This window comes from Sphaerisporangium dianthi, from assembly GCF_042654065.1.
In the GTDB taxonomy this organism is placed as follows: domain Bacteria; phylum Actinomycetota; class Actinomycetes; order Streptosporangiales; family Streptosporangiaceae; genus Sphaerisporangium; species Sphaerisporangium dianthi.
In genome coordinates this window covers 54620-70256 of sequence record NZ_JBHSFP010000001.1, presented here as the reverse complement: position 1 = coordinate 70256, position 15637 = coordinate 54620, and the positions used below count along the sequence as shown (strand labels likewise).

Genomic DNA, 15637 nt, shown 5'->3' with positions numbered 1-15637 from the left:
GGCCCTCCGCCGGTCATGAGGGCTACCACTGACCCCGGTACTGAACCCGCGCCACCGGGCAGCACAGGCACCCGCCGACCCCGCTGCCGGGCCGGGACGGGCGGCGGCGCGTTCGCGCGCTCGGCTGTCAGACTGGTCACGTGGATGCCGGACAAGGCGCCCGGAGCCCCTTCGCCGGGCGTGATCGCGAGGTCGCGCTGTTGCGCGAGGCCATCGCCGCCGCTCGCGAGGGCGCCGGCGGGATGGTCCTGATCTCAGGCCCGGCCGGCATCGGCAAGTCCCGCCTGGCCGAGGAGGCCGTCGCCGGCGAACCGGGAGTCGTCTGGGGTCGATGCCCGGACGAGGAGGGCGTCCCGCCGCTGTGGCCGTGGACGCGCATCCTGGAGCGGCTCCACCCCCTCCCACCCACCGAGTCGCCCATCGGCCCACCTGCCGGGTCCGCCGCCCCTCCCTCCACCCTGACGGCGGCCGATCCGCCCGCGGCCCCTCCCTCCACCGCGACGGCCGCCGGTCCGTCGGCTGGTCCGCCTGCGGAGTCGTCCGCCGTCCCTCCTCCCACCGCGACGGCCGCTGGTTCGTCCGATGGTCCGCTTGCGGAGTCGGTCGTCGCGGCTGATGCCTCCGAGGCGGGCGCGGCGCGTTTCCGGCTGCTCGTCTCACTCGCCGATGCGCTGTTCGCGGCCGCGGAGGACGCCAAGGGACTCGTCGTCGTCATCGAGGACGTCCACGACGCGGACGAGGCGTCGCTGGCCCTGCTCCGCCAGGTCGCGTCCGAGGCCGCGGGCTCGCGGTTGCTCGTCCTCGCGACGCACCGGCATCCAGGCCCCGGAGACGGCGGCGGCGGCCTTGCCGCCACTCTCGCCGAGATCACCCGCGGCCGAGCCGTACGCTCCCTCGCGCTCGCCCCCCTGACCGCGGCCGACGTGGCGCGGATACTCGCCGGCGTGCCCGACGGCGCGGCGCTCGCGTCGGCCGTGCACGAGCGCACCGGAGGGCTGCCTCTGCTGGTGTCGGCCATGGCCCGTGCCCTGGAACGCGCGCCTCGTCCCGCCGCCGGGTCGCTCCCCGGCGGCGGGGCGATCGAGGACGGGCTGATGCCGCCGGCGGATCTGCGCATGCTCGTGCTCGGCATGCTCGGCGGCCTGGACGCGGAGGTACGCAGGACGGCGGGCGTCGCCGCGGTCCTCGGACAGGAGATCGACGTGCGACTGCTGGCCGCCGTTCGCGGACTGCCGCACGCGGTCGTGTCCGGGCATCTGGACAGGCTCACCGTGTCCGGGGTGCTCACCACCGGCATGGCACCGGCACCCGTTCCGCTCCCGGGCACGCGGACCGGACACGAAGCGGCGGCGCCGGTCGCGCGCGGACAGGCGGTGCCGGTCACGCGCGGACGGGCGGCGCCGGTCGCGCACGGGTGGGCGGCGCCGGCCGCGTACGAGGAGGGCACACCGGGACACCGAGCCCACGAGCCGGGCACAACGCGACACCCAGCGGACGAGCCGGGCGCTCTGGGACACCGAGCGGACGAGTCGGGCGCTCTGGGACACCGAGCGGACGAGTCGGGCGCTCTGGGACACCGAGCGGACGAGCCGGGCCAGTACGACCCGGGCAGGCCGTCGATGTTCCGCTTCGCGCATGCCCTGGTGCGTGAAGGCGTCGCGGCCGCGACGGCGCGGGATGCCGCCGACCTGCACAAGAGCGCGGCCATGGCGCTGGAGCGGTGGGCCGGCGGCGACCCTGCCCAGGCCGCGCGCATCGCCGCGCACTGGCAGCGCGCGGGCGACGACGCCGGCACCCTGCGCACGGCCGTCCGCTGGACGCGCGCCGCGGCCGCGTACGCTCTGCGGTCGGCCGCACCAGAGGAGGCGGCCAGGCTCGCCCGTCAGGCACTCGACCTGCTGGGGCGGGCCGGAGCCGGCCCCGTGCGGCGGGCGGAGGCCCTCATCGAATCGGCCACCGCCGAGTGCTACGCCGGGTTCGTCGGCCAGAGCGCGGGACGCTGCCGCGAGGCCGCGGAGGCGGCCGAGGCCGCTGGACGGGCGGACCTGCTCGCGTCCGCCGCCCTCGTCGTCGGCGGGGCGGGCGACCGGGCCGTCGTGGTCGCCATGGCCGCCCTGTGCGACCGCGCGCTCGCGGCCATGGACGCCGCTCCGGCGACCCCTGCCGCTGACGCGTGCACCGGCGCGGGCGCTGGTCGCGGGTGGGCGGGGGAGGCGTCGGCCGTGGTCATCCGGTCGCGGCTGCTCGCGCGCAAGGCGTCATGGGAGGTCGAGGCCGACAGGTGGGAGGAGGCGGCGCGGACCTCCGCCGAGGCATTGCGTCTCGCCGAGGACTGCGGCGACCCGGCGGCGCTGCTCGACGCCGTGCGCGCCCGCGCGGGGATTCTCGACCGGCCGGGCGACGTGGCCGAACGCCGGCGGCTCGGAGAACTGGCGGTCGGCATCGCCCTGCGCGCCGGCCGGCCGATGTCGGCGGTCCGCGGGCACATCTGGCGGCTCGACGCGGCCTACCAGGTCGGCGACCTGGCCGCGGTGGACGACGGCATCGCGCGGCTGGGCGAGCTGGCGGCGGCGACGCGGCTGCCGGTGGCCGGCTGGTACCACCGGCGGGCCGCGGCGGCGCGCGCGGCTCTGGCCGGACGCTGGGACGACGCCCGCACGCTGTCGGCGGAGGCGGGGACGCTGGCCGTCCGCACGGGGGATTCGCTGGCGTGCGTGGTCACCGACGTGTTCGCCCAGTTGCTCGCGCTGGTGCGCGGCGACCGGCGTGAGCTGCCGGACGGCCACCGGGGCTCGTTCGCCACTCCGCCGACGAACGCGGCGAACGCGGCGAACGCGGCGAACATGGCGAACGCGGCGAACGCGGCGAACGCGGCGAACATGGCGAACGCGGCGATTCCGGTGATCGAGGCCGCGTACGCCCTCCGCCTGCATCTGGACGGGGCCCGTGACGAGGCGCTCGCCAGGTACGAGCGTCTGCGGCTGTCGCTGCGCGGCCCTCTGCCCGGTGCGCGGGGGATGGGCGTGCTCCAGCACGTGACCGAGCTGGTCGAGGCGTTCGACGACGCGGAAGCCGCGCAGTGGGCGCACGAGCACTGGCTGCCCTGGGCGGCGGCCGCGGGGGTGCCCGGGGGAGCCGACAGCTTCTGCGGCGGCTCGTCCGCCAGGGCCGTCGGGCGGATGGCGGCCGTCATGGGACGGCTGGACGAGGCCGAGGGGGCCCTTCGCGCGGCGGCCGAGGTCAACCTGCTGCTGGACGCGCGGCCTTGGCTCGTCCACACGTGGCTTCCGCTTGCGGAGGTGCTGCTGCGCCGCGGGGCACCCGGAGATCACGAGGAGGCGGCGGCTCTCGCGGAGCGCGCCGCGGCCGAGGCGCGGCGGCTGGACCTTCCAGGGCCGCTCGCCCGGGCGGACCGGCTGCTCGCCGCGACGGCGGCGAGGCGCCGCGCCGACGACCCGCTCACCGCGCGGGAACGCGAGGTGGCGGGGCTGGTCGCGCAGGCGCTGTCGAACCGGCGGATCGCCGACCGGCTGACGCTCAGCGAGCGCACGGTGGAGAGCCACGTCCGCAACATCCTCACCAAACTGGGGCTGGCCAACCGCGCCGAGCTCATCGCCCGCCTCCTCGGCGAACGGCAGCGGCACCCGCGCCCGCCGGCCACCTGACTCCCCATGACGGGCGGTGGCGAGGCCGGCGCGCAGCCTGCCGTAGGCGGCGTCCAGCGGTTCGCGCGACGAGTGACGGCCGACGTCCAGCTCGTCGAGGGTGACGAACCGTCGGGTGCCCGCGGCGTCGGTCACCTCCCACTGGTGGCTGCCGAAGCCGACCGGCCGGTAGGCCATCGCCGCCACGGTCACGTCCCAGCAGCGGGCGGGCGCCGACATCAGCGCGTCGTCGGAGAAGCCCGCCGTAGGGGTCAGGACGGCGTCATCGTAGATCCGGCCCTGGGACGGCCGGCCACCGGTTTTTCCGTCCACTGATCCGTTCGGATCCGCGCCGCCTACCATTGCGGACGACAAGCCGGTCATATACCGACACCTCCGCCGACCGTGTCGCTGCCGCGGTTCGGCGACCTGGCAAAGAGGAGCCGGACATGCACGATTCCGCCGAGCCGCCGTTCCCGCACCCCCTCCTTGAGGCGCTGCGCGCCTCGCCCGACAGCCCGGCCTTCGAACAAGGCGACAGGCTCGTCTCACGGGGTGAGCTGCTGGACCTCATCCGGCGCCTGGCCGCCGCGCTGCTCGACGCGGGACTCGGGCCCGGCCGGGGGGTCGCCGTCCGCGCCGGCGTCTCGCCGGAGGCGTTCGCCGCGCACATGGCCGCGCACGCGCTGGGCTGCCGCGTGCTGTGCGTACGGCCCGGCTACACCCCCCGTCTGCTCGCCCATGTGCTCGGCATGGGGATCGACGCGGTGGTCGTCGACGCGTCGACGGCGACGCCGGAGCTGTTCGGCGCCGCCGGGCCGGCCGCGATGCTGTCCCTCGGACCCGTCGCCGGCGCGGCCGACCTGCTGGCCCACCCCGGCGCCGGCGGCTTCCCCGATGTCACGGCCCGCCCGGACGACGTGGCTCTGCTGACCTTCACCAGCGGCAGCACCGGCGAGCCGAAGGGGTGCGCGCTGACCTACCGTGCGCTCGGCGCCCACTGGTCCTGGCAGCCCCGCGGCTGGTCCCCGCTCGCGGCCGAGTTCGCCGAGTCCTTGGGGCGCTTCCTGCTGTTCGGCACCCTGTCCAGCACGGTGATCCTGGACTACCTGCTGCTGTGCCTGCTCGGCGGCGGCACCGCGGTCATCCCCGAGGAGGACGGAGGGCCGCTGTTCCCGTACGCGATCGAGCGTCACCGGATCACCGGCTCGGTCATGGCCGCGCCCCGGCTGTGCCAGATGCTCGACGTGCTGCGCGCCGAGCGGGTCGACGTCGGCAGCCTGCGCGCCCTGATACTCGGCGGATCGCCGGTCGGCCCGCACCGGCTGGCCGAGGCGGTGAAGCGGCTGGGCCCCATCGTGTACAACGGGTATGGGACGACCGAGTCCGGGTTGATCTCCATGCTCACCCCCGGCGACATCGCCCGTTTCCCGGATCGCGCGCCCGCCTCGGTCGGCCGCCCGAATCCCGGCGTCGAGATCAGCGTGCGCGACGAGGAAGGCCGCCCACTCGCCACTGGGGGGACCGGCGAGATCTACGTGCGCAGCCCGTACCTGATGGCGGGCTACTGGGGGCGTCCGGAAGAGACCCGCGAGGCGGTGACGGACGGCTGGCTGCGCACCCGCGACCTCGGCCACCTCGACGAGGCCGGCCTGCTGTACCTGGTCGGCCGGGCCAGGGACGTCATCCTGGTCAACGCGGCGGTGGTGTACGCCGGTGCCGTCGAGCGCGTGCTGGCCGGTCACCCCGACGTGGCCGAGGCCTACGTCGCCGGCGCGCCGGACGAGCGGACGGGGGAGGCCGTCCACGCGTTCATCGTGCCGGCCGCCGGCCGCACCCCGGACCCGGACGCGCTGACCGCGCTGGTGCGCTCCGAGCTCGGCGAGGACGGCGTCCCGCAGACGATCACGACGGTGTCCGCCGTGCCGGTCGCGACCAGCGGCAAACCCGACAAGCGCGCCCTGCTGGAGCTGTACGGCCCGGCCGCGCCGCGCGGCGCCCGGTAGCGTAGGCTCGTCCGTCGCCCAGGGCGCGCCCACCCCGTCCATCGAACCGGCGAGGAGACCGATGACGACCGACCAGACCACGTTCGCCGTCCGGCCCGTGCCCTACGACGACCCCGCGGCCGAGGCGCTGCGGCAGGCCATGGACGCCGAGATGCGACTACGGTACGCCGACCGGCTCGCCGACCCCGGCCACCTGCCCACCGGCATGGGCGTGCGCGCCGAGACGGTCCTTCACACCGGCGTCGCCTTCGACGCCGGGCTGCCCGTGGGCCACATCGCCCTGCGCCGCCTGGGCGAGGAGGTCGAGCTCAAGCGCATGTACGTCGCCCCCTCCCACCGCGGTACCGGGGTGGCGCGGGCCCTGCTGGCGGCGGCGGAGGACGCCGCCCGCGCGCTCGGCGCGGAGCGGATCATCCTGCAGACCGGCGACCGCCAACCGGACGCGGTGCGGCTGTACGAGCGGGCGGGCTACACCCGCGTCCCGATCTTCCCGCCCTATGAGTCCCTCGACTACTCCCTCTGCTTCGAGAAGGCGCTCGCGTCCTGAAGGCCCCCTGACGCGACCGGCCGGCCGGCCCTCCGGGGGGTGGCGGATCTCGCCTCTCCCGCGGCCGGGCGCCTGCTCGGCGCGGGTGCGCGGGCCACTCCAAGTGGCGCAATCTCTCCGTTATCCCTATTTCCCTACCGGATTGCTAGGTTGATTCCGTCGGAGCTGGCGAGCGGCCGGAGGCGGATGTGGAACGGGTCACGACGGAGGCCATCTCGCGGCGCCGCCGGGCCGATCGAGCCCGGCAGGTGGCCGACCTGCTGCGAAGGCAGATCGTGCACGGGCACTTCCCGACGGGGCAACTGCCCCTGGAGGCGGTGCTGGCGCGGGACTTCGGCGCCTCGCGCAACACCGTGCGCGAGGCGCTCCACCTGCTGCGCGAGGAAGGCCTGGTCGAGCGGTGCCCGGGAGTGGGCACCACGGTGGCGAAGGAGAAGCTCCCGCACGGCCTGAACCGGCTGCTCGGTCTGGCAGAGACCCTCCACGAGCACGGCGAGGTGACCAACCAGGTCAGGACCATGACCCTGATCGAGCCGCCCGCCATGGTCGGCCACCGCCTCGGCGTGCCGCAGGGGGAGCGGGTCATCTACCTCGAACGGCTCCGCCGGCTCAACGGCCTGCCCCTCTCGCTCGATCTGACCTACCTCCTGCGCGAGGTCGGCGAGCCGCTGTTCGACGCCGACCTTGAGCACAACGACATCTTCGTGCTGCTCGAACGCATCGCCGGCCAGCCGCTCGGCATGGCCGAGCTCACCCTGGAGGCCGTCAACGCCGACGCCCACACCGCCGCCGCCCTCGACGCGCCGCGCGGCGCCGCGCTGCTCATGGTCGAACGGCTCACCCATCTGGCCGACGGGCGGCCGGTCGACCTGGAGTTCATCCGCTTCAGAGGTGACCGGCTGACCATGCGCGGCCATCTCGACCGCTCACCCCCCACCCCCGGCGGCGCCCGGACCGGCGCGCCCCGGCCCCCGCGCCGCGACCACGACGCCACCACGGAGGAACGGCCATGGCCCTGATCAACCAGCGGGTCGACGTGCCCGTGACCATCGACGAGTCGTTGTGCATCGAGGGGTGCACGCTGTGCGTCGAGGCGTGCCCGCTCGACTCCCTCGCCATCAGCGACGAGACCGGCAAGGCGTACATGCACGTCGACGAGTGCTGGTACTGCGGTCCGTGCGCCGCCAGGTGCCCGGTCGACGCCGTCACCATCGACATCCCCTACCTGCTGCGATGAGGGAGCCCACCATGCGCGGAGCCCTGGCGTCGATCGCCGTGCTGCTCGCCGTGACCGGCTGCTCGGTCGCGGGCGCGGCGGGCGGCAACGAGAAGACGACGCTCGTCATCGGCTACCAGTCCAAGACCATCAACACCGTGACCGCCGGAACGCTGCTGCGGTCCCTCGGCTACCTGGAGAAGCGGCTCGGCCCGGCGTACTCCGTCGAGTGGCAGGACTACGACACCGGCGCCCCCATCACGGCGAAGATGGTCGCCGGAAAGATCGACATCGGGTCCATGGGCGACTACCCGCTGCTGATCAACGCCGCGCGCACGCAGGGCGTCCCCGCGGCCCGCACCGAGCTGGTCTCCATCACCGGGTACAACATGCGCGGCGGGCTCAACATGGTCGTCGTCCCGCCCGGCTCCAGGGCCAGGACCCTCGCCGACCTCAAGGGCGCCACCATCTCGGCCAGCGCCGGCTCCGCCGGGCACGGCACGCTCGTCCAGGCGCTGGAGAAGGCCGGCCTCGACCCGGCCCGCGACGTGCGCGTCGTCAACCACCAGCCCGCGGTCGGCGCCTCGCAGCTGGAGTCGGGGGGAGTCCAGGCGTACGCGCAGTTCGTCGCCTGGCCGGGCCTGCTGGTCTTCCAGCACAAGGCCCGGCTGCTGTACGACGGCTCGGCGCTGGACGTGCCGACCTTCCACGGCGTGGTGCTGCGCCAGGCGTACGCCAAGGAGCACCCCGACGTCGTGGACGCCTTCCTCAAGGCCCAGATCGACGCCACGCGCTACCTGCACGAGCACCCGCTGGAGGCCGCCGAGTCCGTGGCGAAGGCCACCGGCCTGCCCGCCGAGGTCGTCTACCTCTACAACGGCCCGGGCGGCATCTCGACCTTCGACGTCACGCTCAAGCCGCGGCTCCAGGCCGCCCACGAGCACGACGTGCCGTTCCTCAAGCGCATCGGCGACGGCTTCCCCGGAGTCGACGTCCGCGCGTTCGTCAACGACGCCTACCTGCGCAAGGCGTACGGCCCCGCCTACGACGCCGACCGCGCGTCGGCCGTCAACCCCGCGAAGATCACCGGGACCGACCCGGTCTGCGGCACGACGGCAGGTGACCCGGGCACCGCCTCCGAGCTGTGGCTCACCGGCGCCACGACCACGCGGCCGGCCGCCACGCCCACCTGCCTGCTGCGCCAGGTGGCCGCCGCCGGCGCGCCCGTGCGCGCCGCCTACGTCCCCGACACGGTCACCGGCACCCGGTGGTTCGCCGACGGCTCGGTCTGGCTGCGCGACCCCGCCGCCCCGTCCGACGCCAGGTTCCTGCCCTTCAGCACGCAGGACGGCGCCGCCGCCTACCGGGCCGAGCACCCGAAGACGCGGCCCGTCTCCTACGAGGAGGCGCTGCGCGCGGCCAAGACGGGCGGTGAGGGCCGGTGACCGCGCCGCTCGACGGCTCGCCCATCGGCGCCGCGTCGATCGGGAGCTCGCCGATCGGCGCCGCGATCGAGGCCGCGCCCATCGGCGCCGCGCCACGGGAGGCCGCCGCCGCTTCGCCCGGGGCGCGCGGGGGGCGGTGGGGCTGGGCCGTCAAGGCCGCGTCGCTGCTGGCCGCCGCGGGGCTGTGGCAGGCGCTCACCGTCACCGACGCGCGCCTCTGGCTCCGGTTCGACCGCCTGCCGACGCTCGGCGAGATCGCCGCCGAGGCGTCCCGCCGCCTCGCGGACCCGATCTACTACCTGGACCTGCTGCAGAGCCTCCTGCGGATCCTCACCGGGTTCGGCCTGGCCGCGGTCGCGGGCGTGCTCGTCGGCATCGCCGTCGCCCGCTCCGGACGCACCCGCGACGTGCTGCTGCCGCTGCTCGAGGCGGTGCGCCCGATCCCCGCGATCGCGCTGGTCCCGGTCGCGATCCTGCTGTTCCCCACCGACGAGCAGGGCATCGTGTTCATCACCTTCGTCGCCGCGTTCTTCCCGATCATGGTGAGCACCAGGCACGCCGTCCGCGCGCTGCCCACCCTGTGGGAGGACGCCGTCCGCACGCTCGGCGGCGGGCGGCGGCACGTGCTGTGGAACGTCGTGCTGCCGGGCATCCTGCCCGGTGTGTTCGGCGGGCTGTCGGTCGGCATGGGCGTGGCGTGGATCTGCGTCATCTCCGCCGAGATGATCTCCGGCGAGTTCGGCGTCGGGTACCGCACCTGGCAGTCGTACACGCTCGTCGACTACCCGGCGGTCATCGTCGGGATGGCCACCATCGGCCTGCTCGGCTGGTCCACCTCGGCCGCCGTCGAGCTGGCCGGGCGCAGGGCCACCCGCTGGCTGCCCCGCGCCGAGGGGCGGGCGTCATGAGGGCGCGGACGGCCGGCGCGGTCCGAGAGGAGCACCACGTGACGACGCTCGCGCAACCTGTCCGCACCGGCGAGGCGCGGCCGGGGCTCGGGTTCACGCTGGACGGGCTGTCGCTCGGCTACGGCCGCGGCCCGGTGCTGCGGGACGTCGGCCTGGACGTCGTCCCGGGAGAGGTGCTGGTCGTCGTCGGGGCGTCCGGCTCGGGAAAGTCCACGCTGCTGCGCGCCATGGCCGGGCTGCTGGCGCCGCACGGCGGCCGGATCCTCGCCGACGGCGTGCCGGTCGCGGCCACCTCCGCCGACCGCGCCATGATCTTCCAGGACGACGGCCTGCTGCCGTGGCGTACCGTCCGGGCCAACGTCGAGCTCCCGCTGCGCATCCGCAGGACGCCCCGGCGCGAGCGCGCGGCGGCCGCGGGCGCGTGGATCGCCCGGGTGGGCCTGGCAGGGGCGGAGGACCGGCTGCCGCGCGAGCTGTCCGGCGGCATGCGGCAGCGCGTGCAGCTCGCCCGGGCCCTGGTCGGGGCGCCCCGGGCGGTGCTCATGGACGAGCCGTTCGGCGCGCTGGACGCCCAGACGCGCGCGCAGATGCAGCGCCTGCTGCTGGAGGTGCTGGCCGACACCCGGGCGACGGTCGTCTTCGTCACCCACGACGTCGACGAGGCGCTGCTGCTCGCCGACCGGGTGGTGGTGCTCGGTCGCCACGGCGTCCGTTCGGTGATCGCGATGCGCGGGCCCCGCGACCCCGCCGCCGACCGCAGCGAGACGCGCGCGAGGATCCTGGAGGAGCTGTAGATGGACATCCCTGCGATCGAGGACCGCCTGCACCTGGAATGCGACGTGCTCGTCGTCGGCGGAGGCACGGCCGGAACGATGGCCGCGATCACCGCGGCCGAGCAGGGCGCGCGCGTCCTGCTGCTGGAGAAGGCGCACGTGCGCCACAGCGGCGCGCTCGCCATGGGCATGGACGGCGTCAACAACGCCGTCATCCCCGGCAAGGCCACCCCCGAGGACTACGTCGCCGAGATCACCCGCGCCAACGACGGCGTCGTCGCCCAGAAGACCGTCTACCAGACCGCCACCCGCGGCTACGAGATGGTCAGACGGCTCGAACGGTACGGCGTGAAGTTCGAGAAGGACGAGTACGGCGACTACGCCGTGCGCAGAGTGCACCGCTCGGGGAGCTACGTGCTGCCGATGCCCGAGGGCAAGGACGTCAAGAAGGTCCTCTACCGGGTGCTGCGCCGCCGCGACATCAGGGAGAAGGTGCGCATCGAGAACCGCGTCATGCCGGTCAGGGTGCTCACCGCCGGCGGCCGGGCCGTCGGCGTCGCCGGGTTCGACACCAGGTCGGGCCGCTTCGTCACCGTCGCCGCCGGAGCGGTCATCCTCGCCACCGGCCCCTGCGGCCGCCTCGGCCTGCCCGCCGGCGGCTACCTCTACGGCACCTACGAGAACCCGGCGAACGCCGGCGACGGGTACGCCATGGCCTACCACGCGGGCGCGGAGCTCAGCGGCATCGAGTGCTTCCAGATCAACCCGCTGATCAAGGACTACAACGGCCCCGCCTGCGCCTACGTGGCCAACCCCTTCGGCGGCTACCAGGTCAACAGCCAGGGGGAGCGGTTCGTCGACTCCGACTACTGGTCGGGGCAGATGATGGCGGAGGTGGCCGCCGAGATCGCCTCGGCGCGCGGGCCCATCTACCTGAAGCTGACGCACCTGCCCGACGAGACGATCAGCTCGCTGGAGACCATCCTGCACTCCACCGAGCGCCCCACCCGGGGCACCTTCCACGCCGGGAGGGGCCACGACTACCGGACCCACGACGTGGAGATGCACATCTCCGAGGTCGGCCTGTGCGGCGGGCACTCGGCGTCAGGGGTGTGGGTGGACGAGAACGGCGCCACGACGGTGCCCGGACTGTACGCGGCCGGGGACCTGGCCTGCGTCCCGCACAACTACATGATCGGCGCGTTCGTCTTCGGCGACCTCGCGGGCGCCCACGCCGCCGCGCACCACGGCGGCGCCCCGGCGGGGCTGCCCGACGACCAGATCGCCGACGCGCACGAGCTGGTCTACCGCCCGCTGCGCCACCCGGACGGGCCCCCTCAGCAGCAGGTGGAGTACAAGCTGCGCCGGTTCGTGAACGACTACGTCGCCCCGCCCAAGACGGCCGCCAAGCTGGAGATCGCACTGGAGTCCTTCGAGCGGATGCGCGAAGAGATCGTCTCGATGGGCGCGCGCACCCCGCACGAGCTGATGCGCTGCGCGGAGGTGGACTTCATCCGCGACTGCGCCGAGATGGCCGCCCGCGCCTCGCTCACCCGCACCGAGAGCCGGTGGGGGCTGTACCACCAGCGCGCCGACCTGCCCGCGCGCGACGACGGCCGGTGGCTGTTCCACCTGAACCTCCGCAAGCGGGACGACGGGGCGATGGAGTTCCTCAAGCGTCCCGTCGAGCCGTACCTGGTGCCGGTGCCGGAGTTCGCGCCGGCGGGCGGGGAGCCGGTGCCGCTGGGCGCCCACGCGTCCACGGCGGTGCGGCGGGTCGCCGCCGAGCGCGCCGAACGGGCCGCCGTCGGCCGCTCGCCCCGCATCCTGGAGCTGCACCGCCTGGCCGAGGAGCAGCCCACCGCCGACCGGCTCGCGCCCTACCTCGCCGATCCCGACCCCAAGGTCAGGCGGGCGGCCATCGCCGCGCTCACCGAGACCGTCCCGGAGGGCGCGGGCGCGGCGCTGGTCGCCGCGCTCGGCGACGACCACGGCGCGGTACGGCGGGCCGCAGCCACCGGGCTCAGGGAGCTCGCCGAGGTGCTTCCCGCCACCCCGGAGTTCGGCGCGGCCCTGGCCGGGCGGCTCGCCGGCGGCGACGCGGTGGTCCGGGCCACCGCGCTGGACATGCTGCGCGCGCTGCGGCTCGGCGACCGGGACGCCTTCCGCGCCGGCATGGACGACCCCGACCGCCGCGTGCGCATCGAGGCGATCCGCGGGCTGGTCTCCCTCGACGAGGCCGGCCTGGTGGCCGCGGCCGCGGGCGACCCGTCCCGGGAGGTCAGGGTCTGGGCGGCCAGAGGCCTCGGGCTCATCGGCAAGCCGTCCGCCGCGCTCGCGGCGCTCGCCGCCGACACCGACCCGCTGGTCAGGGCGGCCGCGCTGGAGGCGTCCGGCGCCACCGGCGCCCCGCTGGAGGCCGAGGCGCTGCGCGGCCTCGCCGACCCCGCCTGGCAGGTGCGCGTCGGGGCGGCCCGCTGCCTGGGCGCCGCCGGCCGCGACATCGCGTCCGGGCCGCTCGTCCAGGCCCTGGCGGACGCCAACCTCGATGTGCGCAAAGCGGCCGTGCTCGCGCTCACCTCCTGGGCGGCGGCCCCGGACGTCGCCGCCGCGCTGGACGCGGCCCTGTCCGACCCGGACGCCGACGTCCGCGCCTACGCCCGCCGGGCGCTGGAGCCGGCGAGGGAGTGAGCACTCAGTCCGCCTTGACTGAGTGAGTGCTCACTCATTAAAGTGGGCGCATGACGCCCACACCACCCCGTCGGCGAGCGCCGGCGATGAGCACAGACCAGCGCAGGGCGATGATCGTGGCCGCGGCGCTGCCGCTGGTCGCCGAACACGGCGCCGCCGTCACCACGAGCCAGGTCGCCCGGGCCGCGGGCATCGGCGAGGGCACGATCTTCCGCGTCTTCACCGACAAGGAGGAACTGCTGGACGCGTGCACCGCCGAGGCGATGAACCCCGACCACGTGCTGCGCGAGCTGGCCGCGATCTCCCTCGACGAACCGCTCGACGACCGGCTGACCCAGGCGGCCGAAGCGCTGCGCGCCCACCTGGATCGGATGGGCACGGTGATCGGAGCCCTGCACGCCTCCGGTCACCGCCGCGAGCGCACCTCGGCGGCCCGGCCACAGCCCGGAGCCCGGGAGGCCTCGATGAAGGCGACCCACGAGGCCGTCACCGAGCTGGTCGAACCCGACCGCGCCGCCCTGCGCATGGAGCCGGAGAAGATCGCCTCGGTCTTCCTGGGCATGCTCTTCCCCCGCCCCGCATCCCCCGACGCCCAGCCCTCCGCGGAAGAACTGGTCGGCATCCTCCTGCACGGCACCCTCGCCACCCCGGGGCGCACGGCATGACCATCACGCTGAACCACGCCATCGTCCCGGCGATCGACAACCGTCAGGCGGCCGGCTTCTTCGCCTTCATCATGGGCCTGGAGGAACAGCCGCCCGCCGGCCGGGACGGCCACTTCGCCCCCGTGCGGATAAACGACACGCTGACCTTGGATTTCATGACCGTGGACGAGCCGGTCGGCGTGCATCTGGCCTTCGACGTGGATCCGGCCACCTTCGAGCGGATCCTGGACCGCCTGAGGCAGGCAGGCGTGCCCTACGGCGATCACCCGGCCCACCCCGACAACGGCCGCATCGACCATCCGCTGTGCCCCCGCGGGCTGTTCTTCGTCGATGCCGCGCGCAACCTGTACGAGGTCATGTCTCCGGAGTGACCGCCCGTCGCGATGCCGGCGGCGGACAGATCACCGCTCGCAGAAGTCCCGGCACCCGCCGAACCGGCCGGCGTCGGGTGCCGTGAACGCCGTCCCCGCCGTCCCGCTCAGGGCCGCGGTCATCGTGGCCTTCCAGATGGGGGCGGCGATCGTCGAGCCGTCCACCTGCTCGTAGTGGCGGCCCTTGATGGTGACGTCCCTCAGCGGGTGGAGGAAGGGCTGCGGGGGGACACCGAGGCTGACGGCGGAGGCCAGCCCGGGGGTGTAGCCGGCGTACCAGGCGGTCATGTAGCCGTCGGCCGTGCCCGGCATGCCCGCCGCGTCGCGGCCGACGCCGTCCAGCGTGCCGTGGTCGGCCTTCAGCAGACCGGTGACCGCGTCGGCGACCCCCGGGTCCAGGGCCTGGGCGCAGCGCGGCGGGAAGGCGCGGACGGCGCCCGAGGGCTCCTTGATCTCCGCGATCGCCGTCGGCTCGCAGTGCAGGCCCCGGGCGGCGAAGGTCGCGTAGGTGACGGCCACCGAGACGGGGTCCGCCTCGTTGACGCCCAGCGTGAACGTCTCGACCTCCTGTAACGGCCGGGCGTCCGCGCGCCTGAGGCCGAGCCGCTCGGCCGTCTCCACCGTCTCGCACAGGCCCACGTTCTCCTGCAGCCTTATGAAGAAGGTGTTCGCCGCGGCCTCGGCGCCCGAGCGGAGGGTGGTGAACCTGCCGCCGCCGGGTTTCCGGTTGTGGACGATATGCATTGGATCGCCGACGTTCTCGCCCTTGCAGTTCTTGAACGCCGTGTACCCGGCGGCCTGGTAGGTGTCGGGGTTGAGGAACCCGTCGTCGTAGTGCATGCCCTTGGCCAGCGCGGCTGCCAGCGTGTAGGGCATCGCCGTCGTCCCCTGCTGGAGCGCCGGAGCCTCACCGGAGTCGGCGCTGGTGGCCATGGCCCTGATCGCGCCCTCGCCCGGCACGATCAGCACCTGCGAGGCGACCTGCGGATCGTCCGGGCCGATCCAGGAGTCGATCGCCCGTTCGGCGGCCCGCTGCGCCCGCTGGTCGATCGTCGTCCTGATCGTCAGCCCGCCGCGGCCGAGGAGTCCCTTGTCGTAGGCGAGGAGCTGGTCGCGCACGTACCGGCAGACATACGGGTACCTGCTGCCCGCGCAGTCGCCGGAGAACTCCTCGATCACCGTGCCCTGGACGTCCGTCAGCACGCTCTCGCGCGTCTCCACCGGGCGGGGCGCGGCCGGTCGCGCCCCGGTGAGTTCGCTGTGCCCGTCGTCCTGGAGGAGCAGATAGGCGGCGGCCCCGGCCCCGACGATCGCGACGACGCTCGCGATCAGAACAATGCGTAACCAGTTCATCGGTCCCCTCCGGTGAAC

Annotated in this window: 12 protein-coding genes; 11 read left to right on the top strand and 1 reads right to left on the bottom strand. The window is 74.6% G+C overall.

Going from position 1 to position 15637, the window contains the following annotated elements; all coding sequences use genetic code 11:
• Window positions 1–140: 140 nt before the first annotated feature.
• The 11 genes from ACFO60_RS00360 (at window position 141) to ACFO60_RS00310 (ending at window position 14266) form a co-directional block, all read left to right on the top strand.
• Complete coding sequence (locus ACFO60_RS00360; RefSeq protein ID WP_380835548.1) at window positions 141–3665, top strand: AAA family ATPase; 3525 nt, start codon at window positions 141–143, stop codon at window positions 3663–3665.
• 428 nt (window positions 3666–4093) lie between these two features.
• Window positions 4094–5650 carry a class I adenylate-forming enzyme family protein gene (locus tag ACFO60_RS00355; protein WP_380835546.1) on the top strand — a complete coding sequence of 519 codons (1557 nt, stop codon included), beginning with the start codon at window positions 4094–4096 and terminating at the stop codon, window positions 5648–5650.
• Window positions 5651–5711: 61 nt separating this feature from the next.
• On the top strand, window positions 5712–6197 hold the full coding sequence (locus tag ACFO60_RS00350; protein WP_380835545.1) for a GNAT family N-acetyltransferase: 486 nt from the start codon (window positions 5712–5714) through the stop codon (window positions 6195–6197).
• A gap of 188 nt (window positions 6198–6385) precedes the next feature.
• The gene (locus tag ACFO60_RS00345) at window positions 6386–7216 is read left to right on the top strand and encodes a GntR family transcriptional regulator (RefSeq protein ID WP_380835544.1); all 831 of its coding nucleotides are present in this window, start codon (window positions 6386–6388) and stop codon (window positions 7214–7216) included.
• Window positions 7207–7434: a 4Fe-4S dicluster domain-containing protein gene (locus ACFO60_RS00340; protein ID WP_380835543.1), complete on the top strand. Its 228-nt coding sequence runs from the start codon at window positions 7207–7209 to the stop codon at window positions 7432–7434. The genes ACFO60_RS00345 and ACFO60_RS00340 overlap by 10 nt, the downstream gene beginning before the upstream one ends.
• Window positions 7435–7445: 11 nt before the next feature.
• Window positions 7446–8858, top strand: a complete 1413-nt coding sequence (locus ACFO60_RS00335) for an ABC transporter substrate-binding protein (protein WP_380835542.1) — start codon at window positions 7446–7448, stop codon at window positions 8856–8858.
• Window positions 8855–9766 carry an ABC transporter permease gene (locus ACFO60_RS00330; RefSeq protein ID WP_380835540.1) on the top strand — a complete coding sequence of 304 codons (912 nt, stop codon included), beginning with the start codon at window positions 8855–8857 and terminating at the stop codon, window positions 9764–9766. The genes ACFO60_RS00335 and ACFO60_RS00330 overlap by 4 nt, the downstream gene beginning before the upstream one ends.
• A gap of 38 nt (window positions 9767–9804) precedes the next feature.
• Window positions 9805–10560, top strand: a complete 756-nt coding sequence (locus tag ACFO60_RS00325; RefSeq protein WP_380835539.1) for an ABC transporter ATP-binding protein — start codon at window positions 9805–9807, stop codon at window positions 10558–10560.
• On the top strand, window positions 10561–13230 hold the full coding sequence (locus ACFO60_RS00320; protein WP_380835538.1) for a fumarate reductase/succinate dehydrogenase flavoprotein subunit: 2670 nt from the start codon (window positions 10561–10563) through the stop codon (window positions 13228–13230).
• Between the two features lie 86 nt (window positions 13231–13316).
• On the top strand, window positions 13317–13895 hold the full coding sequence (locus tag ACFO60_RS00315; protein WP_380835536.1) for a TetR/AcrR family transcriptional regulator: 579 nt from the start codon (window positions 13317–13319) through the stop codon (window positions 13893–13895).
• Window positions 13892–14266: a VOC family protein gene (locus tag ACFO60_RS00310; RefSeq protein ID WP_380835535.1), complete on the top strand. Its 375-nt coding sequence runs from the start codon at window positions 13892–13894 to the stop codon at window positions 14264–14266. The genes ACFO60_RS00315 and ACFO60_RS00310 overlap by 4 nt, the downstream gene beginning before the upstream one ends.
• Window positions 14267–14296: 30 nt before the next feature.
• Here ACFO60_RS00310 and ACFO60_RS00305 read toward each other — a convergent pair whose 3' ends face one another.
• Complete coding sequence (locus ACFO60_RS00305) at window positions 14297–15619, bottom strand: hypothetical protein (protein WP_380835533.1); 1323 nt, start codon at window positions 15617–15619, stop codon at window positions 14297–14299.
• Window positions 15620–15637: the final 18 nt, after the last annotated feature.